The sequence below is a fragment of the Bombella pluederhausensis genome, from assembly GCF_026385525.1.
Classification (GTDB): domain Bacteria; phylum Pseudomonadota; class Alphaproteobacteria; order Acetobacterales; family Acetobacteraceae; genus Bombella; species Bombella pluederhausensis.
Map to the genome: position 1 here is coordinate 733,627 of NZ_JANIDY010000001.1, position 23,134 is coordinate 756,760.

Below are 23,134 nucleotides of genomic sequence, written 5' to 3' on the forward strand. Positions count from 1 at the left end.
TTCCTGCTTCTAAGCGGGGGCGGTGGAGAAAAGTCGGCTAGCCATACGGCTTGAAGCAAGCAGTAGAATGGTGGAAAGCAGAGCTGCACCAGAATGAAGCCCCCAAAACAGAATATCGGGAATCTGGTGCAGCATTCCTGCCAATTTGCCAACCATCAGATTTCCCAGAAAAATATGGAGCGTAAAGCAGGAGATTAGTGTCGTATTATGTCGCTCTGGGGCATAACGGGAGAAAAGAGCCATACCAATCGGGAATGTCATCCCGCAGCCAATATCATTGACGGTATGGAAGGCCACGCCCCACCATAAGCTTACCTGATGAGGTTCCGGGCAGACATACTCTCCGGCGGCCAGAAAAAGCGGACCGGATGTGGCAATGGCACTCCCAATGATGATTTTGGTCATATCATGCACAGTGCCATAACGACCATCGTACCAACGCCAGAACCAGAGCACGAGAAAGCCCGTAATCATGCTTATGACGCTATCCAGCGATACGAGCGTGCTAACTGGGCAGGTAATACCAAGCACCGTCAGCCGGTAATGTTCTCCGCCCCAAAGAAGATAACCATCCATGATCTCCTGATTAGGCAGAACACCAAGCGCAAACACGACAACAAGCCAGAGCAGGAAAAGGATGCGCTGTTTCTCCACTCTGGAGCAGCCTGTCTGTTGGGTGTTACTATCAACGGTATGGAAAGGACGTTCTACCGGAAGGTACCGGCGCCCTATGATATAACCTCCCAGTCCCATCATCATGGCACAGACTGTTGTGATGAAGGCCCAACGCCATGCAATCGTACCTAGGAAAGCACAGAGCAGGGGGGAGATAATGGCCATGATCTGAATACTCTGGCTATAAATCTGATAGGCATCCGACCGACGACGATCTTCCAGATGATAGAGCGCACCAACCTGTGCCTTAAGGCTCCCTGAAAAACCAACACCAAATAGAAACAGCCATAAAGCCAGAACAAAACAGGCTTCTATCGCCATAAGGCAAAAACTAAGCGTCAGCAGACTGATACCAATGACGCCAGAACGTGTCCGCCCTAACCCACGGTCGGCAATGAAACTCCCCAGAAAAGGCGCCGCAAAAATAACCGCCATAATGAGACCGGAAAGACTACCTGCCGTGGCATCCAACCCTTTCGGCGCATATAAGGCGTGGTTGATGCCAAGCAAAGAAGGAAGACCTACGACCTTTGCTGCTCGCTCTGGATGCTGGAGCATGTCTTTCAGATAGACCACCAGTACGGAGAGCATCCCATATTGAGCAAAGGACAGCCAGCCTTCTGTCCAAAATAAAACCCATAAGCCTTTGGGATGGCCCCAGCTATTTTCTAATGCGAGAGATTGATGAACAAGAGCAGGGGGAGGCTGGGTATGTGGCATGGAGGTCTATTATCTATGACGGATGGGGAGTTTACAGCTTAAAAAATACCGCATTATATGAGTGACAATTCTTTTAATCAGATCATCTGAAAAATGTCATCCATGTAGGCCTTTTTATCTATCATACAACCATCTTTAAGGTGCTTGCCACTACATCCAGTCCATTGGCAGTCTGTCTGTTCTACCAGTATGCTTTTCATGAATTACTGAGACCAGAGAAGACATAGAGAGTTTTCATCTGATCTCGGTTCGTTCTGTGCTAATTTTCCTGTTTCTAAGGTATTTCTTTTCAATAAATCGTCTTCCTTTTTCTGCAACGACTACATAAGAGGCGATTTTTCCACGCTCTATCAGTTCGTTCTTTATTATGTCATTATTAGATTAGTGCCTTATTTTCTCGTCAATATTTAAGGTTTTCATGACTATCTCCCAAGATTGCCTGAATGACGCCAGAATATCACAAAAAGCAGTCCAACGAATGGAGATTCTTTGCCCATCATATGACCGCTTTTGACGTTCCAGACTGATATTCTGACGGGTTTACCTGTGCATGTCTATTCCGCCTATCATCGGTTAAGGCAGCGTTCTATCGGCCTTACGGCACACGCTTTCTTAACCGGGCAGGGGTTCATCATTCGTCCAGCCGCAAGGGCGTGTCCGTATGAGAAGGAACCAGCATACAGCCATAAACGCATATACGGGCCTTTCTGGGCATGTTTCTGTCTGGCTAAGTTGATGCGGGGCAGGGGAGTAATCAAAGAAAAGGGTCTCTATACTTTATATAGGTGACTTATGGAAAAAGATTTAAACGCAATGACACGAGATGAATTAATTGAATATATTATTGTATTACAGAAAGAACACGAAGAAGAAATTGATGCAATAATTAAATCGTATGATGAGATAGAGCCATTTTAATAATATTGACCCTATCTCATTACTAATTCACCGCAAAACTGTCAGAAGATTGGACTGCCCAACAATTCTGCGATGTTCTGTTAATCAGACAAACCACATTTTTGATTTGCCCGTCTTTTTTTTAAAGTCTTCACATTCTTTATCAAAGTCTTTTCTTACCTTATCCATATACCAATAAAATTTTTCTTCCTTTGCCAACCAATCATTTTTTGCGATCCCATTTTTCTTGATATAGTCCTGCGTGTGATCAAAAACTTCACCCCATCTAGGACGATATTTTTCCATGACACTTTTGCGACCTTCTTTTTCTTCACGATCAAGGTCAACCGCATCATTATAAATCTGCTTGAAAGTCTGTTCTCTAAGACTGCTTATAGAGACCATCGCTTTCATAGCCAGTTCATCATTTCTCTCAACTGCTTCATTCCACAATAAAGAGGCTCTATTCCAGAACCCTCTCAGGAACATTTCTTCATACACTGACAGATAAATATAGCCATCTACCGGTTCTATGAACTTAGGCTCCTCCTCATAGAACCTCTTATGCAGCATGTCATCAATATCAGGAAGATCAGTTTTTTTAAGACGGACACCTGAACGATGTTCATAAACTGGCACAACAGCACCATTTGAATGATAATAATAAGCCATGTTTAATTTACGACCAAAGGTGTCCTCTTGTGTTTCCTGAAAGTCAATAAACGCTTTCAGCATACCAATGACACGCATATAGCCAAAACGCTGACAGTCATGAATAATCTTTTCACGCTTTTCCAGAATCAGTTCACGTTCCAGACGAGCGCATTTGGCATCAGATTCATCAATTTGACGGTCTTTGAGCATAATGGTGTCAGAATAACTGTTACGGCGTTCAACTTCCTTGACGAGAACTTTTTTCCACTCATCAGAGGCAACTTGCAGTCCTTCTCTGTAGGCATCAGCAACAGCTTTATTCAGATGTTTTACATTACGTCTTTCAATCAGATAATCAACGACAGAACTGGCACCCTCATACAGTGCCCCACCCAGACCTTCAACTAAGGCTCCACCAAAATATTCAATAGCCATTTTTCTAACCTCCACACCAAGAAAACAGGTTTATAATGGAGAGTGTTCTGTCGCTCTGTCTATACGGTAACGGTTCATTTTCCAATTTTCACACTTTTTTAATTTAGCCTCATACAAGAAGGTCGCTCTAGGATTAAGACAATGGCTCATATGAAGATTGCAAAGACCGCCCATAAGGAAGACGGTTTGCGCCCCAACCAGAAGACACTAGAGGCCATCACACGTCTCAATCGGGGTGAGGGGCAGCGTTATTCCAGTTCTGATGAGATGTTCAAGGCTCTGGATAAGCTGTGAAGGTTCGGCTGGTTTCTGTTCCTGATGCTGCTTTTCTAGATGATTATAAGGGCCACTTACAGAAGCCCTTGGTTGGGTTTAATTTTAAATACGGCCAGCCAGTGAACAAAAAAGATTGTGAGTCGATTAGCTTCAATCATCTTTCTCTAAAAGCTCATAAATATGCAGCGGGGGAGGCTAGGACAGTACACGAGCTCCGTTAATCCTTCATGAGCAGTATGATCTGCACGAGGGTAAATGTGGCGATGGTGAGGTTCGTAAAGTTCTCGACATTGTGGGCAATGGTCAGCTTCAGTTCAGATATGCGGTTCTGACTGGTGGGCCTTGTGTTGATGTGGACTCACTGGAAAGTCGCATAATATATATTATGTAAACTCATATATACTAAAAAATTCATTCCCAGCCATCCATTCAGGTTACATTGCCAAATTGACCCTTCCTCATTTCAATGTATGCTTGTTTTTAAAAATTTAAAAACCCTATTAATTATGCCAACTTTATTTATATAAGACCATCCTAACCCTTCCTATCCTACCTCTCGATAAAAACGTTCAAATCTACCACCTAATGCAGTCAATACCTCATAACCAATCGTGCCAGCTTGTCTGGCAATCTCAGCAAAACTTTGTTCCTGTCCAATAACTGTCACCCAATCACCTTCCTCCAGCTCTGTTCCCGTCACATCCACCGAAAGACTATCCATAGAAATACGCCCTAACACCGGCAAACATTCCTTCCCCTTCCACAAAGCACCGCCTCGCGAAAATGATCGAAACACACCATCAGCATAACCAATACCAACAGTTGCCACGCGCATGGCCCCCTCAGCTTTGTAAGTTAATCCATAGCCAATACGCGTCCCCTCTCTTATCTGTCGAATTTGTAGAATCTGTGCTTCCAGACCTATGGCCGAAATGAGACGTTCTTTTTCACCTTCCTGAGGAGCAAGACCGTAAAGAGCTATCCCGGGACGAACCATTTCAAAGTGATAAGCCTCTCCCAGAAAAATCCCAGAAGATGCCGCCAAAGACCGTGGAACACCGGGGAAAGCAGCGCTCATTTTCAAAAAACATGCCAACTGTTCTTCGTTAGCACGATCCTCGGGCTGGTCAGCACAAGCTAGATGACTCATCACCAAGACAGGCTTCAGCTCTTTAACAGCCTCATCCCTCATATCTTCCCATGAAATGCCAAAACGAGACATCCCAGTATCAAACTGCAGAGCCGCCGGATGCTCCCTTCCCGCCTTTTGACAAAAATCCCGCCACTGTCGAACCTGTCCAAGACTATTGAGTACTGGAATCAACCCATACTTCACCATAAAGTCCGGCTGGTGTGGCAGGAAACCATGAAGGACAAAAATCCGCTTCTCAGGGCAATAACTCCTGAGCTGACGCCCTTCTTCCGGGTGTGCCACGAAAAAGGTCTGAACAGTATCTGCAAGGCATGAAGCGACCTCCCGCATGCCCACCCCATAAGCATCCGCTTTTATAACAGCAGCGCACTCTGCCTTCGCAGCATATTCTGCCAGATAAGCATGGTTCTTCCGAATGGCGGACAGATCCACCATTAGGCGCGCACTTGTCTGCTTGCAGGATTGCGTCACGCCAGATCCTTCATATTGTTGCTCTACCGAATTACCTAACCAATCTTACAGAAAAGATCTTCATGGGAAATTGTTATTTAACAATAAATTTTTTGCCATTTGTCTTATTCTTTCAGGGGGTTCTGATGCCTCTCACAGCAGAAAAGATAAGATTTTTCCTACCAGTTGCAATTTTGTCCGTGAAATTTGTGACATATGCTTGAGGCATGAGGGAGTTTTGTATTAGAGAGCATGGCACGCCATGCTGTCCTGCGCCTGCCGGACAGTCTTTGCCCTGATATGCAGGGGTTAAGAATTTTTGATTTCGCAGGGGCCTCAGGATTTCATCCGATGGTCCAAACGGAGCTAGTCCAGGTTTGACCGAGGCCAATCAGAAACCCAATTCCACGCTTTCCATTACGCCCAGCCGTTCAGGGATTGAACGCCGTTATGGAGACTTCCCCAGCTTCCCCGCTGCCCTTGATTATGCGGCACAGGGCAAGAGTGGCTTCAATATCTATTCTGGGCGCGGCACCCTACTGGAAGCCCTCCCGTACAGCAAACTGCGCCAACAGGCGCACGCTACGGCACGCCGCCTGCTTGGCCTAGGTCTCAAAACAGGTGACCGGGTTGCTGTTATTGCCGAAAGTGATGGCGATTTTGCTCGTATTTTCTTCGGCTGTCAGTATGCGGGCCTCGTCCCTGCTCCCCTACCCTTGCCGGTCGCCTTTGGGGGCAAAGAAGGCTATATCAACACGCTAAGGGGTATGATCACCAGTGCGGATGCTCGTGCTGTTGTCATACCGGATGTCATAAGCGGGTGGACAGCTGATATTGTCGCTGACTTCCCACTACTCTTTGGCGGATCTCCCTCCGAATTGATGGCCCTTGAGGAAAAAGATATTCCTCTCCCTGAAATCGATGGAGATGCTCTTTCATACCTGCAGTTTTCCTCTGGCAGTACCCGTTTCCCTATGGGGATCAGCGTCACGCAGAGGTCCGGTATGGCCAATGCGCATGCTATCGCCAAATATGGATTGCAAGTCTATCCCAGCAGCGATGAAAGAGACGATCGCTGTGTATCTTGGTTGCCACTCTACCACGATATGGGCCTTGTCGGGTTCTTCCTGACTCCCATGACCTGTCAGCTCTCGGTAGACCTACTCCCTACACGTGAGTTCGCCCGCCGCCCTCATGTATGGCTGGAACTTATCGCCCGCAACAAAGGGACCATGTCTTACAGCCCATCCTTTGGGTATGAGCTCTGTGCCCGCCGTGGGGTGCGAGAGGAGCTTGACCTCTCCTCATGGCGCATTGCTGGCATTGGCGGGGATATGATTCGTCCCCACATCATCCAGAATTTTGCCACTGTATTCGAGCAGTGCGGTTTCAGTGGCAAAGCCTTTGTTGCAAGCTACGGCATGGCAGAATCAACGCTAGCTATCAGCTTCGCTCCATTGGATGTGGGTCTGCGGGTAGATACAATTGATCTTGCTGCCATGGAACAGAAAGACTATGCCAGCCCTGCTGATGAGACGACCCAAGCAGCTCGTGATTTCGTGCTGTGCGGTGTATGTCTGCCAGAACATCAAATTGAGGTCCGTAGTCCGTCTGGGCGCGTTCTGAAAGAACGTGAAGTCGGCACTGTCTATGTACGTGGTCCCAGCCTGATGTCCGGCTACTTTAACCGCCCTGAGGAAACAGCCAAGGTCCTGTCCGCCGATGGATGGTTGAATACTGGTGACATCGGTTACATGTTGGATCAGCAGATCGTCATCACTGGCCGTGCAAAAGACCTCATCATCATCAATGCCCGAAACATCTGGCCGCAAGATCTTGAATGGGCTGCTGAGCACGAAATTGCTTCTCTGCGCTCACGCGATGTTGCTGTATTTTCGGTTGATGAAAATGAAGGGGAAAAAGTCGTTGCTCTGGTTCAGTGTCGCTTCACTGAAGAAGAACCACGCACCAAGCTGAAAAACGATCTGGTTGCCCTCTTTCGCCGTTTGCATAGCATCGATGTTGATGTCGTTCTTGTCCCGCCACGCTCCCTTCCACAGACCTCCTCTGGAAAGCTGACGCGTGCACGCGCCAAGACCATGTATCTTAACGGAGAGTTTACGTAAGAGCCGAAGGGACTATCCCCTAACGGGGGAAGATTATATACTTCCCCCTTCTTCGCTTGGTCACAGAGGGACAAGACATGACAGACAGTGTTTCCGATATCTCCCATATGATTCTCCAGAAACTTCTGGAAAATCCAAAGGTGCCGCGTGACATCTCTGGAGAAAGCCGCATCGTTGAAGATCTGGCCTTTGACAGTCTTGCCGTCATGAACTTTGTGATGGAAATTGAAGATACACTTGATGTCTCCGTTCCTCTCGATAAACTGGCAGACATCCGTACAATTGATGATCTGGCAGCCTGCTTGCATGCCATCAAGGCGGAGCAGGTATGAGCGCAGGACTTTTTGACAAATACGCTACGTTAAGGGGGAACTATGAGTCCCTCATGGCAACAAGTCCCAGAAACCCTTTTGGAGTTGTTATTGAACGCCCTCTCTCTGCTACCGTAGGTATCATCGAGGGGCGTGAAACACTCCTGTTTGGGACCAACAACTATCTGGGTCTTAGCCAATCAGAAGCAGCACGTGATGCCGCTATCCGTACTGCCGAGAATATGGGTGTAGGCACAACCGGATCACGTATCGCCAATGGCACATTTGGCCTGCATCAAAAACTGGAAAAAGCTCTGGCAGACGTGTTTCAAAGAAAACACGCCATGATTTTCTCCACTGGCTACCAAGCCAACTTGGGCACAATTTCGGCTCTAGTCAATAAAGATGACATCCTCTTTCTTGATGCTGACAGTCATGCCTCCATTTACGATGGTGCCCGCCTTTCAGGCGCACAGGTAATTCGCTTCCGTCATAACGATCCGGCTGACCTCGAGAAGCGTGTTGCCCGAACCGACAAAGCAACAGGTGCTCGCCTCATCATTGCCGAAGGCATTTATTCCATGACAGGGAATATTGCCCCTCTCAATGAATTTGTTGAGGTTAAGAAGCGCCATAACATTCCTCTGATGGTTGATGAGGCCCATTCTTTTGGCGTGCTGGGTGCCCATGGGCGTGGTGTCGCCGAACTTCAGGACTGTGAAAAAGATATCGACTTTATCGTTGGTACATTTTCCAAATCCTTGGGAACAGTGGGCGGTTACTGCGTAACTGATCATGATGAAATTGATCTGATGCGCCTCTGCTCTCGCCCTTATATGTTCACGGCCTCCCTTCCCCCCGAAATCATCGCGGCTACACTTGCGGCTCTGGAGGAAATCAAAGACAGGCCGGAACTGCGCCAGAAACTACAGGACAATGCAGCCCGTCTGCATGGTGGTTTCAAGTCTGTTGGGTTGAACACGAGCAACTTCATTTCTCCGGTCATTGCCGTGACCTTAGAAGATGTCCCACAGGCCATAGCATTCTGGAATGCCCTTCTGGATGCTGGCGTTTATGTCAATCTTTCCCTACCTCCTGCAACACCGGACAATCGTCCTCTACTGCGCTGCTCCGTGATGGCCGCTCACTCTGCGGAAGAAATCGACCGTGCTGTGGACGCATTTGGTAAAATTGCCAAAAAACTGAATCTCACCTGATTTCTCAGTAACAATAAAAAAGCCCCTTATCCGTCCTTAACAAGGCGTTGGATAAGGGGCTTTGTGCATTTTGGGTCAGGCATCTGACCTGAAACGCAATCTTCGGGCCCTCCAAAGAAATAAAGGTAATGTCAGAACCGGGTGTTTTCGTTCAAAATTGGAAACTTGAATGACCTGCCCCGTATGACGCTGTATCTTCCATAGAAGATACGAAATACCATCTGTAAACGTAAAGGCTGCTTTTATCAGACGCACTACATTCAAAGGCTTTCCGGTAGCAGCAACATGCTGCCAACGTCTTATAGCTTTAACGCGAGCCTTCTCTGTTAAGACAGGATACAGGCAGGCATTTTCATCCTCCTGATAAGGGATAGATGCCTGTTCCCATGCGTGTAGAAGAAGCTCCCTATATCGTTCTTCCCGGCCTGCCAGTAAATTACGGCTTCTACCTTTTTTCTCAACGCGCAATTCTGCCGCATACGTCTTGGTAAACAACTCATGCCAGTATGTTGCAGCCTGTCCCTTCTCGGGGCCAAGGAGAGCAGCCCAGCATGAAGCTGTCACAACACACTGACTGACAGCCTTAAGAATATGATCGGCGCTTTTCCCATCTCGTACCCAAACCATTCGGACTGGCTGACAAAACCGGGCCCAAATCGTTGTATCAAGCGTAAATAACGTACTGCGCTTCAGAAACTGACCGATGGAGAGGAAGGCAACCTTGGCCCGAAGAACACGTGTGCCTACCTCATGTTCCATATAATAGACGTTGGGTGGCAGAATATGATTTGCCCAGCGCGCAAAACCGTTCCCGCTCAAGCTGACAGGACGATCCGTGATAACGTAAAAATCCAGTATCCCATCGAAATCCACATCCCGCAAAACCGAGCCATAAAACAGTATGCCCAGCGGATGGGTTTTCAACGTCCCGGCAATTGCTCCGGCAAAATCGGACACTTCATCAGGAACAGAAGTCGTCAGCTCCTTTATAAGAAGCTGGTTGATGGCCTCAGACATGCAGGAACCTGAAGGCTGGTCCCTTTTCCAGCATTACCCGACCACTTGTTGAAGCCGGAAAGACCTCACCATCCAACACAAACTCACTCTCGGTTTCAAGCAACATGTTTCCAACTACATCGCTGATATAGTCATCATGCGCTCTCAACCACTCCGGTGCCCGCCCCCTGAGGAGGTTATAGCAAGCCCTAGGCAGGTCCTTCGGACAGGACCGTACATTCAGAAAATGAAAGCCTTCCTTATGAGCTTCATCACTCCAGAAAGGCCAGATACCATGAGAAAGCTTCTCTAACCCTGTCACCATATAAAGGAAGCTTCTTCCAATATTCTTCACAGCATTTGAGCCATCGGCATCTTTCATCGACCAGCTCAGACCGCTGCCATACATCCATGACTGACGACTACGCCGAAACAGAAGATTCACGAAACTACTAAAAAGCGTGAAAAACACTGCCAGATCATGCGGGGCAAATTTCAGAACCGTTGGGGAGTGGGCAATCCTTACGGCACGGGCATACCCAGCACAACCTCCAAACATACCCAATACGGACTCCCGATCATCATCGGGCCAGGATAATCTAATCGGAGTGCGGACCTTACTTTTAAGCCCTGCCGGACGCATAATTCGATCAATGGCATCTTCACCCTGCAAACCGAACCCTACATCTCCGGCAATCAGATTAGTATTGCCAGCGGGAAGAATAGCCACAGCTGGCAAGGGGCCATCACAATACGTGTTGGCGATAGCCGTCAGACAAGCGCTGACCGTCCCATCCCCCCCACTGATGACAATGAAATCCACCCCTTTACGTTTCAGTTCAGACAGATGTTCTGGAAGATGACTATCATTCAAAGCAGAAACACAGAAATCCCCCATCTTCCGCTGTGCCATGCGCACAAACCGGCCTTTATCCTGCGTATTTTTGCGACTATTGGGATTATGTATCAAGGCTGGCTGCACGGTCTTTACTAATCTCTGTATCTATCCATCACAAACCCGCCCAGAAACAATAAAACCCTGCTGTTTCACAAGCTGGTCGAACCCCTTTAACATGGCTATGCTAAGGGAGCCAGCAGGGAGTTTCCCTGAAAAGACCGTTTCCCATCATGATCATGGTGCCATAATGCCTTCCGCTCTGTCCGCCACCTCTTTTTCCCGGCGTGACCCCTCCGTTTGTCTGGCTCACATGTCAGACCCTCATCTACCACCTCCCGCTATTGCATGGTCCTCTTTTCTCAACAAAAGATTGCTCAGCCGTATTTTATGGCGCAGCAAACGCCGTCACGTCTTGCGTCCTGATGTCACCGCACAACTGATTGAAAACATTGCAACACACAAAGAGGTTTCCGCTCTCCTCATCAGCGGGGACATCACCAATTTCGGCACCAGAGAGGAATATGAACAAGCTGCCAGCTGGCTAGGTAAACTGCCCATCTCTCCTATAGTCGTACCTGGCAACCACGACTTCATGGCACCCATCACATATGGAAACAGCCTTGCCCTATGGGAGAACTGGGCCGAAGGTAGCTTCCCTTTTGTCCGTTGTTTCGGAAAAGTCGCCGTAATCGGTCTCAATTCTGCACTGCCTACTCTGCCCTTTACCGCCTATGGCTATATTGGCAAGAAACAACGCCAGAAACTGGCAAAGCTTCTTGCAGAGCTGGGTAAAGAGGGATACTGCCGGGTAGTCATGCTTCATCACCCCCCTCATAAAGGGCTGCTTCCTTACAGAAAATCCCTTATAGACACAGCCGCCCTTGCTAGAGTTCTACAGTCTCATGGGGCAGAGCTTGTTCTACACGGGCATTCCCATAATGCTACTCTGACAACGGTGGAAGGCACTGACATTCCTCTCCTTGGCATCAGTGCAGCGGCCATGGACAGCCATCACCTTGAACGTAAGGCAGGATGGAACCATTTAACGTTCACACCACATGAAGATGGCTGGCAGATAAAACTGCTACGCAAAGATTATACAGGAACTGTTTTTTCCCGCATGAAGTGGCTCTCCACAACCCCAACAAGGCAGGCTGAATGTTGATTCGAAGCTCCCTGCCAACTCTGGATCGTTATCTGCTGCGTCAGATGGTTCCGCCCTTTGCTATCGCTCTGGGCACCATGCTGATCGCTCTGCTGCTGGAGCGGTTACTAACACTCTTTAACCACCTTGCCAGCAGTGGCAGCTCTGTTGCCACACTCATCACTCTCCTGAGTGATCTCTTACCCCATTATATGGGGCTGGCCCTTCCAGCGGCGCTCTGCATTGCTATCTTCATGACGGTAAACCGCATGAGCGAGCATAACGAAATTGACGTCCTATGTGCCGGTCATATTTCCCTGCTCCGCATCAGCCAGCCTTATATCAAAGTTGGGGCCATTCTAGCGGTTCTTAGCGTACTGCTTTATGGCTATATTCAGCCAATTGCACGTTATGATTATCGTGAGGGATTTTATTTCGCCCGCCATACAGGATGGGCGCCTCACCTACAGTCAGAGATGTTCGCATCCACCTCATCGCACACGATGCTGACCGCTGACCGTGTGGATCATGGGGGCTCCCGCCTCCGGAACATCTTCATCCGCAGTCTAAAATCAGACGGTACAACAGAACTTGTGACCGCTCCACGAGGGCTTCTGACTCTTTCCGAACGCGACCGCGCCACACAGCTCGATCTCTGGGACGGACAAATCATTCATGCCAATTCTCCGGACATGCCAGACAGTCACGTTACCGTCACACATTTTGAACATATAGCCAGAGTCATCGAACGCTCCCGCAGCCGACAGGCGTTCCGCTCCCGTGGAGATGATGAGCGGGAGCTGACTACTCTAGAGCTGCTTCATGCGCTACGGCATGGCTCTAATCATATTTCTCGCACCGAACTCCGTTCAGAGCTGGATTTCCGCCTGACACGTGCCATCAGCATCATGTTCATCCCCCTTCTAGCGATTTCTTTTGCCGTTGGTCGCAAGAGGCGCCGATCTGCCATTGGACAGATCATGCTGGCTGTCATTCTGGTAGGTTTCAACGAAGTTCTACTTTTTGGCCACAGTCTTGCCGCCAATGGCACGACCTCCGTCTGGCTGGCGCTCTGGGTTCCAGAAATCATTTTCTGCCTTGGTTGCACATTCGCCCTTCTCTCACGTTCTCAGGTCTCTTGGCGTCGCAAAAAGCGGGTACCATCCAGCAGGGTCGCACCATGATTTATCCCTTCTCTCATCCGACCCTGCTCAAAACATTTCTCAAACCCCTGCTAACCAAGGTCATCATCTGCTGTGGTGTTCTAACGGCCCTGCTTGAGATTCTCTCTCTATTAGATAACGCCTCTACAATTTTTGCCCGCCATCTCGGCATGACGGGACTATTCAAATTCATGGGGCTGCACCTTCCCGCCCTCATAGTGGAGATCATGCCTCTTTCCGTCATGATTGGCGGGCTATTCACTCTGCTCCAGATGGCCCTTTCTAGCGAAATTGCTGTACTGAAAGCGGCTGGGCTGTCTACACTCAATATGTTCCGCTATCTCCTGCCTGGCCCTATTCTGCTAGGTCTCCTCTGCATAGCGGCACAATTCTGGGTCATTCCCCCACTAGAACAGGAACTAAACCGCTGGTGGAATGAGAGTGCCACAAATGTCAACGCAACGGATGATCTCCACGGTCTGTGGTTTCGCTCTGGGCAAGATATTGTTCAAGTTGATGTGGTCAGCCATGGAGGCAACACCCTATCAAAGGTCATTTTCTACCGCCGACAGGCCTCGGATGGGAGCCTGACGGGCAGTCAGTATTATGAGAACCTGACCTTCGAAAATGGTCACTGGGTCCCCCATGGGGCTTCCAAACAGCTGGAAATTTTTGAGGATAAAACGCAAGGCCGTGTCAGTGACACATTCACGCCCCCTATCTTGAATGCGTCTCCGCAAGAAATCATCAATATGACTATTCAAGGGGTACGTTATACCCCTCAGCAGCTTCGGAAAATTTTCTCAGGCAAAGCGCCATCCAATTTACCTAGATCAAACTATCTGATGGCCCTATATGCTACCCTGCTTCTGCCGGTGCAGATGATTGTGATGCTTCTCATCACCCTACCCATCACCTATATCCCGCCTCGTGCAGGATTACGGAATCCGTTGCCGGTTTATGTCATGGCGGCTGGTCTGGGAGTGATCATTCTTCAAGGTATGATTTCCGCCTTGGGGAATTCTGGTTCCCTTCCCATATTACTCGCTGTATGTTCGGGGCAGGTCGTGGCGGCTCTGTTCAGCCTGACCTGGATACTGCGGATGGAGGAAAAATGAACACGCTCAAGAAATTTTTCCAGGGCACGACTCTCATGCAAAAAGGCAGAAGTTATGACCTGGGAAAGATGAACCTTTCACAATTATGGGCGGCTTATCTTACTTATCCGACTATCCTGCTTTATTTTGCTCTGATTGTCGGTACGGCCGTGCTGAGCCTCTATCTTCGTCATAGTTGGTGGGGCCTCATTATTCCCATACCTGTTATTGTGGCAGTCTATCCCACAGCTTGGTACATCATCCACCGTTATATCCTGCATGGACGCTGGTTCTACCGTAATCCGGTAACGGCCTCTATGTGGAAGCGCATCCATTTTGATCATCATCAGGACCCTCACCTGCTAGAGGTTCTGTTTGGCTCTCCACTTAATACAGTGCCAACCATGATGGTCATCACTATGCCTATTGGCTGGCTGATTGGTGGATGGGGTGGTGCTTTTTCAGCCCTTTCAACAGCTCTGGTTATGACCTGCATCTATGAGTTTTTCCATTGCATCCAGCATCTGGCCTATAAGCCGCGCTGGCAGTGGGTTGTATATATCAAGCAGCTTCACGTCCTTCATCATTTCCATGATGAAGATGGGAATTACGGAATCACCAACTATCTGCCTGATCGGCTGATGGGCACCTTCTACCGTGCCGCCAAGGAACGGCCCCGTAGCCCCTATGTTTTCAATCTTGGATATACGGTTGAAGAAGCTGAACGCTATCCGTGGGTTATGCGCCGTACAGGGGCTCCGCCGCGCGACCGGCCCGATCCAGCCCGTGCTCCCAAGAGTGAAGAACTTTCCAAAAGCGCATGAGCATTCCCGTTCTTATTCTAGCAGGATCACGCGATGGCGAGCGTGATCCTCTAGCGTTAATGGGCAATGTGTCTCATAAGGCTCTCCTTCCCATACATGGCAAGCCTATGATTGACCGAGTCGTCCAGACGCTGGAACAAGTAGAGGATATCGGTCCAATATGGGTCAGTATCGAACGCCCGGATCTGCTTTCTCACATGAAAGAGAAAGTATCCATTTTCCAAGCTGCTGCATCTCCTAGTGAAAGCGTAGCTCAGGCTTTGGATGTCATAGGCACACCCTGCCTTGTAACTACAGCAGACCATGCCCTACTTCGCCCAGAATGGGTTAAAGAGTTCCTCCAGAAAAGTCAGGCCACTTATACAGACCTTACGGCGGGTGTTGCACTGGCAGAAACAATCCAGAGAGACGTTCCGCACACAAAGCGGACTTTCATCCGCCTTGCAGATATGACCTTCTCAGGCTGTAACCTGTTCTGGATGGGAAGCGAAAAATCGAAGCAGGTCGTCAAACTCTGGCAGAGACTGCAACAGCATAGAAAACGACCATTACGCATGGCTCTCATGCTTGGTCTTTCCACAATTTTCCGTGCTCTGACCCGTTCCTTAAGTTCAGCACGTCTTGAAAAGCGTATCTATGAAATAACTGGGACGCAGATCAAGCTCATACCTTTGTCTGATGGGCGTGCGGCTGTTGATGTCGACAAACCCGCAGATGTACTGCTCGCTGAACAAATCCTGCAGCATAATTGAGTAACCTTTCTTCCCTCATTTTTTATATGAGGGAAAAAAGACCTGCCCTTCATTAAGACTGAATATGCGCCTTAATATTCATTAAAGCAGGTCCTAGCCCTCGCCGTATTTTCTTGAAATCAACCAGAGTGACATTACCTGCTGCCGAAAGGGTATGAATCCCATCCGGATAGGCCTTCATTTCAGGAACATGAAGCGGGATTGAATCCCCTCCACAAATGGAAGGACGTCCCCTGCTAAATCCGTTCATTCTAAGAAGACGAATGCCACCGCCATATGTGGTCGAACAGTCCTGCACAGGCAGAAAAACCTCGTCCCCGTCCACGAAGGGGGTCCCACCAGGACGAGCCCCGCTGCGATCGATCAAAAAACGCCCCATATCACACCACGGGCCTGTTAACTCCTCAGCCAGGGCAATATGTAACGTGCTCTGCCGTGATTCTTTGGGTGCCGGCGGTGTCCAGAACAGCCACCAACGTCCGGCATGATGAAGCGGCGTAGCATCAATGGCCCCAATGGGGAATCTGAAGGATGGTACTGGCTGCCACTCATAAGGGAAAGACGTTGCTTTATAGAGGGTCAGCCGTCCCGACTTATAGGCCTCTGGCAACATGTAAACAGATCCCTCATGCTGAAACACATGAGGATATGACAGATGCCAGTCTTCGCTCAGAACACGGCGCCTCTCCTGTAGAGAGAACTGCTCATCATAAATGAGAACTTCGATAACACCCTTCTTCTGGCTGTAATCATAATATTCAGCGAAAACATACAGCTTCCCATCCCGCCATAGCCCGAATGGATCCGCAAGGAAGCCTTCTTTTCCGCAGGATGGAAGGAAAGTCATATCAATATCATCAAGACTGTTCTGCCTGATGATCTGCTCAAAAGGAGCATGAAGAATAGCTGACCGCCAATAATCCATTGTAAACAACTTCATAACTTCTCATCCTACAGATACATGTTCTCGAAATTACCTGTATCATACAGGGCGTTTCCCTCTGACGAAAGCCCCTACCCATCCCCTCCAGTTACTGACAGTACAACCATCCTTCTATAATTTGCATACCCAGCCACATCGCATCAAAGAAGGACTTCGATATGTCTCCCGTGGATGATCTTGATACCGCAATTGACCTCCGTTTTCACGCAGCTCGTGACATCATCGGAGAGGCGGCGGAACTGGCTCGGAGAATGCAGCCCGCTCCGGGTAAACCTATTGCTGAGCTGAAAGGACGGCAGGATTATGTGACGGAAGCAGATAGAGCTGTCGAAACATTCGTCAACAAACGTCTATCTGCTCTGTTCCCAGAAGATGCCTTTCTGGGAGAGGAGCATGGCGAAACATCTACGGGCCTCTTTCGCTGGGTCATTGATCCTATTGATGGAACATCAAATTACGCCCGCGGCCGAAATAGATGGTGCATCTCTCTCGGCCTTATGTATCAGGACACACCTGTCGCCGGCATCATTAACGCACCTTCTCTAAGAGAATGTTTTACTGCCCGTACAGGAAAAGGAGCTTTCCTTAACGGCACTCCCATTCAAGCCGCCAAAACGGACAAAATGGAAGAAGCCATGATTGAACTCGGTTGGTCTCCTTATGTTCCGGAAGGATGGTATCAACAGAAAATCCAATCCTTGCTGGAAAAGGGCGTCATGCCCCGTTCACTAGGTTCTGGCGCCCTCGCACTCGCTGACGTTGCCTGCGGTCGATCCGATGGTTACCATGAATTCGTTATTTTTCTGTGGGATGTGGCAGCAGCCCTAGTACTTCTTCAGGAAGCCGGAGCACGTGTATCTCCTTTCCTTAAAATGGGAGGATTAACGCAACGTACGACAATTCTTGCCAGTGCACCACTGATCGCGGGTACCTTGTCCGATGTGCTAGCCGTTACCTTAGATTAAGTCTATACTGCTTGCTGCACCACAATGACCTAGGAGCTTTCCTGTGATCAAACCTCTTTCCTTCATTTCACGTACCCTTGCTGTTGCCGCCGGGCTTCTGGCCGTCAATGCTCATGCCGCTTCTACGACCTCCAAGCAGCAGTCTCTGGTTGATCAGGCCACATTTGCCGTACAGTCCGCTTTTGTGGACTCCAAGGTGCACGCACACGCTAGCCGTATGCTCAGCGAAACCAAAGCTGTCGTTGTTTGCCCCGATGTCACTAAGATGTCCCTGATTTTTGGTGGTAGCGGTGGGCAGTGTGTTCTTCTTGCTCGCGGCGCCAACAACTCCTGGTCCAATCCGGCATTTTATCGTCTGAGCGCTGGCTCCTTCGGTCTGCAGGCCGGGTATCAGCACAGCCAGCTTTTCTTCTTCATCACGACTCAGAAGGCCCTGCTGTCTCTGATGGATCATGAATATTCCTTCGATGCATCTGCAGCAGCAGCCTTCGGCAATGATGGCAGCGGTACTCAGAACACACCGAAAGAAGTCTACGCCATGCAGAAAAGCAACGGTGTCTTCGCTGGTGCTTCTCTGGGTGGTAGCAAGCTGAAACCCGACAATGCCGCAAACCGTGCCTACTACAACCAGATTGTTGGGCCGGAAGATATTGTCATTCACATGCAGGTCAACAACACAGCTGCTGACCCTCTGCGCCGCGTTGTGATGAAAGTCTTCAATCACTAATAAACGGTTGATGCAGACAATAGCCTGCATGTAAAAAGGGTCGTTATCATTTTATGGTAACGACCCTTTTTAGTCAGTGAGATTGTGCTTTAATGCGGCGATATGCTCTGACATTGTTAGTCTGTTCAGCAAGTGTACGGGCAAAGTTATGCCCGCCATGTCCAGTTGCCACAAAATACAAAGCATCGCCTTCAGCAGGATGAGCAGCAGCTTCTAACGCATCTCGGCCGGGAGAGCATATTGGCCCCGGTGGGAGGCCCGTATGCTGATAACTGTTATACGGACTATCAAACTGCAAATCTTCATGCGTCAGGGCGCGAGATAAAACGCCTTCCCCGTTGCTCAAAGCGTAGATAACCGTTGGATCCGTCTGAAGACGCATCCCTTGCCGTAAACGATTAAGAAAAACCCGTGCAATCTGCGGACGCTCCTCTGGGAGAGACGTTTCCCGCTCAACTAACGATGCAAGAATAAGGAGTTGCTCTGGCGTAGTGATAACATCCTGCAAAGCAACCTGATCCCGTTTAGACCATACATCCTGCACAATATTCGTCATCAAATCCGTCATGTGCTTCAGAAGCTGCTGTCTCTCCATACCCCAGACATAGAAAAACGTCTGAGGAGCAACCTGCCCCTCCTCAATAGGGGACACATCACCTTGCAGGGCAGGTGCTTGCATTACGAGGGTTCTGATACGAGACGCCGTCAGCCCCTCAGCAATGGTCAGACTATGTGTAACGGGGTGGCCATGCCGTAAAATCTCAAGGCTGTGTGCCAGAGAAACCCGTTCTGGAAACTTCAGCTCAGCTGCATGAATGCTGCCTTGTGATCTGGTAACAAACAGAGCGACCTTGAAAAAAAGAGCTGATACGCTGCCACGGGCTAGAACACCATTATCCTGTAACACAGTAACAACCCGGTCCACCCCACCACGAGGGATGACCACAGCCCGCTCTGCCTGTAGAGGACCCGGATCCGTATAATGGCCGTATCCAGCGAAAAGCAGCCCTCCTGCAGCAACAAGGACGAGTGAAAAAACTCGTCCCTTTGTTACAAGGCGAAGGCGCTTTCTAACTTTGCTCGCCTTATCCTCAGAGTCTGATGCAGATTCCTGTGGCATGGTTTCTCTCCTCGCGAACAAAAAGCTGCATCAAACTGGCGCTTCAGTCCTTGAAGCGCTTGAGGATCAAGCTGGCATTGGTTCCACCGAAACCAAAGCTGTTGGAAAGAGCCACATCCACCTTCTGCTCTTTAGCTTTGTGCGGAATGCGATCCATCGCACTCTCACGAGATGGATTATCAAGGTTAAGCGTTGGAGGTAGAATACCGTCACGCATAGCCTGAAGGCAGAAAATGGCCTCCACTGCGCCCGCTGCACCCAGAAGATGGCCGATAGCCGACTTTGTAGAAGACATGCTGGCCTTGCCAGCGGCCTCACCAAAAAGTCGCTCCACAGCGCCAAGCTCCAGATCATCGGCCATGGTGGACGTACCATGTGCATTGACATAGCCAATATCAGCCGGAGTGACGCGTGCATCTTTTAGAGCGGCCTGCATGGCGCGATAGGCACCTTCATGGTTCTCTGCTGGCGCTGTGATGTGATGAGCATCACCGGAGAGACCGTAACCGCCAATCTCACCATAAATCTTGGCGCCACGGCGTTTTGCGTGTTCGTACTCCTCCAGCACGACCACACCAGCACCCTCTCCCATGACAAACCCATCACGTCTCTCATCCCATGGGCGGGATGCAGTCGTTGGATCATCATTGAAGCTTGTAGACAGAGCACGAGCAGAACAGAAACCTGCGATACCTAACTCGCAAATGGCTGATTCGGCACCACCAGCAATCATCACCTTGGCATCACCATGCTGGATTAGCCGAGAAGCATCACCGATGGCATGCGTCCCGGAGGCACACGCCGTCACTACGGCATGGTTCGGCCCCTTGAAACCGTACCGAATTGAAAGATGCCCAGCCGTCAAGTTAATCAGTGAAGACGGAATGAAGAAGGGTGACAAACGACGTGCTTTGCCCGCAGCAACAGCAAGAGAATTGTCGTAAATCGTTTTCAGGCCACCAATACCAGACCCGATCATCACGCCTGTTGCGCAGCGATCTTCTTCAGATTCGGGCTTCCACCCAGAATCTTCCACCGCCTGAATCCCCGCGGCCAGACCAAGATGGATGAAACGATCCATCTTCTTCTGTTCTTTGACAGGTACCCAGTCAGAAAGTGTCAGGCCACCTTCTTCGGTCGGGCCAGAAGGCACTTCACCTGCAATCCGAGCCGGCAAACCTGAAGCATCAAACTGCGTAATCGGTCCGATACCGGACTGAGAGTTGATAAGGCGCTTCCATGTCAGTTCTGCACCAACAGCCAACGGACTTACTACGCCTATTCCCGTAACGACCACACGTTTTCTGTTCGTTCCAGAACCGCTCATCGCCGCCTTACCTCATAATTCTCTAAATATGCATAAAGCGAAACGGACGATACTCCGCTTCGCTCCCTATTTATGGCAAGGGCGGACCATTTTGGCCAGTCCACCCCTGCCATCCAGTCCCGATATGAGAATCAGGCAGCCTTCTGCTTGGTGATGTACTCAATGGCATCATTCACCGTAGCAATCTTCTCAGCGGCATCTTCTGGAATCTCAACAGAGAAAGCTTCTTCGAAAGCCATAACCAGCTCAACAGTGTCCAGGCTGTCAGCACCCAGATCATCGATGAAGGAAGCATCAGGCTTCACCTTGTCTTCCTCAACGCCCAAATGCTCGACGACGATCTTCTTTACCTTGTCAGCGATTTCGTTGCTCATCTGCCTTAAATCCTTGCTACCCTACAGGGTGTGTCTAAGAAAAAAACCTGCCTGCTTTTCAGCTTCGGGACATGCGAATGTCCGGCATTGAAGCCATACTCTGATCCTTGGTCAGGCCAAGCAGGCCGCGCTTAGCATGTTTTCCTGCAAAACGCCAAACTTTTCAGACCATGGCCATGCCACCATTAACATGAAGCGTTGTGCCCGTCACCCATGCTGCTTCATCAGATGCCAGATAGACCACGGCAGCAGCCACATCTTCCGGGCGCCCCATACGGCCCAACGGGATATTACCCAGCAGCTTCTCACGGACAGCCTCTGGCAGAACATCCGTCATAGCCGTTTCCACAAAGCCCGGCGCCACAACATTCACTGTCACACCACGGCGCCCTGCTTCCTGTGCGAGCGACTTGCTCATCCCGACAAGACCAGCCTTCGCCGCAGCATAGTTAGCCTGCCCCGGATTACCCGTGGTTCCCACAATAGATGAAATGGAAATGATGCGCCCACTCCGTCTGCGCTGCATCCCCTTCAAAGCAGCACGGGCCAGACGGAAAGGACTTTCCAGATCCACCTTGAACACCTGAGACCATTCCTCATCCTTCATGCGGATGGCCAGTGTATCACGTGTCAGACCTGCATTATTGACGAGGATATCCAGTGGCTGACCAGCAGCCTCCTCTGCCCGCGCTACCAGACCGTCAGCCTGTGCTTCATCGGACAGATTGGCAGGAACAACGTAAACACGCTCACTGCCCAATGTGGCCGCAACATCCCGGAGGGCCCCTTCTCGTGTGCCGCTCAAAACGACAACAGCACCACGCTCATGAAGTTGCCGAGCAATAGCCGCACCAATCCCACCAGAAGCCCCAGTCACCAGAGCCATTTTACCAGAGAGAGAGAACATCAGGATTATCCCTTACAGACTTTTCAACATGGTTTCGATCTCTGCCGGTGTCCCGGCATGATCTGCCGAGAGATCAGGCACAATACGACGGGCCAGACCGGTCAGGACCTTACCGGCACCAAGCTCATGAATAGCTGTGATCCCTTTCCCCGGCATAGACAGGACTGTCTCACGCCACCGTACACGTCCCGTAATCTGCTCCCCAAGACGGATACGGATATCCTCCGGCTGAGAGATTTCTTCCGCCGTTACGTTAGCAATCACAGGAATATTGGCAGGGCGGAAATCAGCTGCTGCAAGAGCCTCCTTCATTTCCTCTGCAGCAGGTGCCATCAGAGATGAATGGAACGGCGCTGAAACAGGAAGCTTGACCGCACGGCGAATGCCTTTTGCCTTTGCTGCTTCAAGGGCCCGGTCCACAGCGGCCATATGCCCGGAAATAACAATCTGTCCACCACCATTATCGTTGGCAATTTCCAGAACATCGCCCCGCGCACACTCTGCACAGATAGCCTGAGCTACATCAGGCTCTACACCGAGGAGAGCCGCCATACCCCCCTGACCAGCCGGAACAGCCAGCTGCATAGCCTGCCCTCTCAAGCGCAACAGACGTGCTCCTTCTGCAATGCTCATGACACCAGCCGCCGTTAGAGCAGCATATTCCCCAAGGGAATGCCCTGCCAGAAGCGCAGCCTTGTCTTTGAGGGCAAAACCACCTTCATGCTCCAATGTCCGCACTACAGCCATGGAAACAGCGAACAGAGCCGGCTGAGTGTTCTCGGTAGCTGTCAGCTCGGCAGGATCACCTTCGAAAATCAGACGGGACAGATTGACCCTAAGCGCCTCGTCCACTTCTTCAAAAACAGCACGGGCAACAGGGAACGCCTTATGAAGCTCCAGCCCCATACCGACCGACTGGCTCCCCTGACCAGGGAACACAAATGCATGACCTGCCATGCAGGCACCTCCACAACTTCAGTTTA

The 23,134-nt window shown here is 49.9% G+C and carries 22 protein-coding genes; 11 read left to right on the forward strand and 11 right to left on the reverse strand.

Features of this window, described 5'->3' with window-relative positions; translation table 11 throughout:
- Positions 1 to 9: 9 nt before the first annotated feature.
- Both NQF86_RS03300 and NQF86_RS03305 read right to left on the reverse strand, forming a co-directional pair.
- The gene (locus tag NQF86_RS03300) at positions 10 to 1,395 is read right to left on the reverse strand and encodes a peptide MFS transporter (protein ID WP_266116165.1); all 1,386 of its coding nucleotides are present in this window, start codon (positions 1,393 to 1,395) and stop codon (positions 10 to 12) included.
- A gap of 1,002 nt (positions 1,396 to 2,397) precedes the next feature.
- Positions 2,398 to 3,381, reverse strand: coding sequence for a hypothetical protein (locus NQF86_RS03305; protein ID WP_266116166.1), 984 nt, complete (start codon positions 3,379 to 3,381; stop codon positions 2,398 to 2,400).
- A gap of 150 nt (positions 3,382 to 3,531) precedes the next feature.
- Here NQF86_RS03305 and NQF86_RS03310 point away from each other — a divergent pair, with 150 nt between their 5' ends.
- The gene (locus tag NQF86_RS03310; protein WP_266116167.1) at positions 3,532 to 3,675 is read left to right on the forward strand and encodes a hypothetical protein; all 144 of its coding nucleotides are present in this window, start codon (positions 3,532 to 3,534) and stop codon (positions 3,673 to 3,675) included.
- A 526-nt stretch (positions 3,676 to 4,201) separates the two neighbouring features.
- Here the strand turns inward: NQF86_RS03310 and alr are convergent.
- Complete coding sequence (gene alr / locus NQF86_RS03315; protein ID WP_266116168.1) at positions 4,202 to 5,245, reverse strand: alanine racemase; 1,044 nt, start codon at positions 5,243 to 5,245, stop codon at positions 4,202 to 4,204.
- A gap of 392 nt (positions 5,246 to 5,637) precedes the next feature.
- On the opposite strand from alr, the gene NQF86_RS03320 reads away from it, so the two are divergent.
- The 3 genes from NQF86_RS03320 to spt all read left to right on the forward strand — a co-directional run bounded on the left by NQF86_RS03320 (position 5,638) and on the right by spt (position 8,914).
- Positions 5,638 to 7,386: a fatty acyl-AMP ligase gene (locus NQF86_RS03320; protein WP_266116170.1), complete on the forward strand. Its 1,749-nt coding sequence runs from the start codon at positions 5,638 to 5,640 to the stop codon at positions 7,384 to 7,386.
- Between the two features lie 77 nt (positions 7,387 to 7,463).
- Positions 7,464 to 7,718 carry an acyl carrier protein gene (locus NQF86_RS03325; RefSeq protein ID WP_266116171.1) on the forward strand — a complete coding sequence of 85 codons (255 nt, stop codon included), beginning with the start codon at positions 7,464 to 7,466 and terminating at the stop codon, positions 7,716 to 7,718.
- Entirely contained in the window at positions 7,715 to 8,914 is a 1,200-nt protein-coding gene (gene spt, locus NQF86_RS03330) for a serine palmitoyltransferase (RefSeq protein WP_407652847.1), read from the forward strand. The genes NQF86_RS03325 and spt overlap by 4 nt, the downstream gene beginning before the upstream one ends.
- 75 nt (positions 8,915 to 8,989) lie before the next feature.
- Here the strand turns inward: spt and NQF86_RS03335 are convergent, their stop codons facing one another.
- Together NQF86_RS03335 and NQF86_RS03340 are read right to left on the reverse strand one after the other, a co-directional pair.
- Positions 8,990 to 9,931, reverse strand: a complete 942-nt coding sequence (locus NQF86_RS03335) for a hypothetical protein (RefSeq protein WP_266116173.1) — start codon at positions 9,929 to 9,931, stop codon at positions 8,990 to 8,992.
- Entirely contained in the window at positions 9,924 to 10,892 is a 969-nt protein-coding gene (locus NQF86_RS03340) for an acylglycerol kinase family protein (protein WP_266116174.1), read from the reverse strand. Before NQF86_RS03340 ends, NQF86_RS03335 begins: the two co-directional genes overlap by 8 nt.
- A 226-nt stretch (positions 10,893 to 11,118) precedes the next feature.
- Between NQF86_RS03340 and NQF86_RS03345 the strand changes: the two genes are divergently transcribed.
- Genes NQF86_RS03345 through NQF86_RS03365 form a run of 5 tightly spaced genes read left to right on the forward strand, consistent with a single transcriptional unit; the run spans position 11,119 to position 15,788 of the window.
- Positions 11,119 to 11,973, forward strand: coding sequence for a metallophosphoesterase family protein (locus NQF86_RS03345; protein WP_266116175.1), 855 nt, complete (start codon positions 11,119 to 11,121; stop codon positions 11,971 to 11,973).
- Positions 11,967 to 13,136 (forward strand): LptF/LptG family permease, encoded by a 1,170-nt coding sequence (locus NQF86_RS03350; protein ID WP_266116176.1) that lies wholly within the window; start codon positions 11,967 to 11,969, stop codon positions 13,134 to 13,136. Before NQF86_RS03345 ends, NQF86_RS03350 begins: the two co-directional genes overlap by 7 nt.
- Entirely contained in the window at positions 13,133 to 14,233 is a 1,101-nt protein-coding gene (locus tag NQF86_RS03355) for an LptF/LptG family permease (protein ID WP_266116177.1), read from the forward strand. Before NQF86_RS03350 ends, NQF86_RS03355 begins: the two co-directional genes overlap by 4 nt.
- Entirely contained in the window at positions 14,230 to 15,036 is an 807-nt protein-coding gene (locus NQF86_RS03360; protein ID WP_266116178.1) for a sterol desaturase family protein, read from the forward strand. The genes NQF86_RS03355 and NQF86_RS03360 overlap by 4 nt, the downstream gene beginning before the upstream one ends.
- Positions 15,033 to 15,788, forward strand: coding sequence for a nucleotidyltransferase family protein (locus NQF86_RS03365; RefSeq protein WP_266116179.1), 756 nt, complete (start codon positions 15,033 to 15,035; stop codon positions 15,786 to 15,788). Before NQF86_RS03360 ends, NQF86_RS03365 begins: the two co-directional genes overlap by 4 nt.
- Before the next feature lie 52 nt (positions 15,789 to 15,840).
- Here NQF86_RS03365 and NQF86_RS03370 read toward each other — a convergent pair whose 3' ends face one another.
- Complete coding sequence (locus tag NQF86_RS03370) at positions 15,841 to 16,728, reverse strand: glucosamine inositolphosphorylceramide transferase family protein (protein WP_266116180.1); 888 nt, start codon at positions 16,726 to 16,728, stop codon at positions 15,841 to 15,843.
- A 161-nt stretch (positions 16,729 to 16,889) separates the two neighbouring features.
- Between NQF86_RS03370 and NQF86_RS03375 the strand changes: the two genes are divergently transcribed.
- The gene (locus tag NQF86_RS03375; protein WP_266116181.1) at positions 16,890 to 17,696 is read left to right on the forward strand and encodes an inositol monophosphatase family protein; all 807 of its coding nucleotides are present in this window, start codon (positions 16,890 to 16,892) and stop codon (positions 17,694 to 17,696) included.
- A gap of 43 nt (positions 17,697 to 17,739) precedes the next feature.
- Positions 17,740 to 18,423 carry a lipid-binding SYLF domain-containing protein gene (locus NQF86_RS03380; RefSeq protein WP_266116182.1) on the forward strand — a complete coding sequence of 228 codons (684 nt, stop codon included), beginning with the start codon at positions 17,740 to 17,742 and terminating at the stop codon, positions 18,421 to 18,423.
- A gap of 73 nt (positions 18,424 to 18,496) precedes the next feature.
- Here NQF86_RS03380 and mltG read toward each other — a convergent pair whose 3' ends face one another.
- From mltG to fabD, 5 genes are all read right to left on the reverse strand, one after another.
- Entirely contained in the window at positions 18,497 to 19,543 is a 1,047-nt protein-coding gene (gene mltG, locus NQF86_RS03385; RefSeq protein ID WP_266116183.1) for an endolytic transglycosylase MltG, read from the reverse strand.
- A 43-nt stretch (positions 19,544 to 19,586) separates the two neighbouring features.
- The gene (fabF, locus tag NQF86_RS03390; protein ID WP_266116184.1) at positions 19,587 to 20,870 is read right to left on the reverse strand and encodes a beta-ketoacyl-ACP synthase II; all 1,284 of its coding nucleotides are present in this window, start codon (positions 20,868 to 20,870) and stop codon (positions 19,587 to 19,589) included.
- 131 nt (positions 20,871 to 21,001) lie between these two features.
- Positions 21,002 to 21,244 carry an acyl carrier protein gene (locus NQF86_RS03395; protein ID WP_266116185.1) on the reverse strand — a complete coding sequence of 81 codons (243 nt, stop codon included), beginning with the start codon at positions 21,242 to 21,244 and terminating at the stop codon, positions 21,002 to 21,004.
- Between the two features lie 163 nt (positions 21,245 to 21,407).
- Complete coding sequence (gene fabG, locus NQF86_RS03400; RefSeq protein WP_266116186.1) at positions 21,408 to 22,151, reverse strand: 3-oxoacyl-[acyl-carrier-protein] reductase; 744 nt, start codon at positions 22,149 to 22,151, stop codon at positions 21,408 to 21,410.
- A gap of 12 nt (positions 22,152 to 22,163) precedes the next feature.
- Complete coding sequence (fabD, locus tag NQF86_RS03405; RefSeq protein WP_266116187.1) at positions 22,164 to 23,108, reverse strand: ACP S-malonyltransferase; 945 nt, start codon at positions 23,106 to 23,108, stop codon at positions 22,164 to 22,166.
- Between the last annotated feature and the right edge of the window lie 26 nt (positions 23,109 to 23,134).